Origin of the sequence: Psychrobacter sp. CAL346-MNA-CIBAN-0220 (genome assembly GCF_040309805.1) — a bacterium.
GTDB lineage: Bacteria > Pseudomonadota > Gammaproteobacteria > Pseudomonadales > Moraxellaceae > Psychrobacter.
Genome location: NZ_JBEOPF010000633.1, coordinates 1 through 244, shown reverse-complemented (window position 1 = coordinate 244; position 244 = coordinate 1). Strand labels below are relative to the sequence as shown.

Genomic DNA, 244 nt, shown 5'->3' with positions numbered 1-244 from the left:
CTTTAATATCAAATTTATTGCCGAGTTCTTTTTTAGAAAAATCACGTAATTCTTGAATTTTAAATTGCCCTAACTTGTAAGAAAGCGCTTGGCCTGGCCATGCTATATAGCGCTCTACTTCAGCAATTACATCACTTTTAGCCATAGACGAATTTGCAAGCATGTAGTCTATACCTTGTTGACGCGTCCACCCTTTTGCATGAAAACCAGTATCAAGCACTAAACGCATTGCGCGTAATTGCTC

General features: G+C 38.5%; 1 protein-coding gene. It reads right to left on the bottom strand.

Annotated features, from left to right (window positions below):
• Nucleotides 1-244: DUF885 family protein (locus AAEY88_RS15105; protein ID WP_350563704.1), on the bottom strand; the 244-nt coding region annotated here is incomplete at both ends.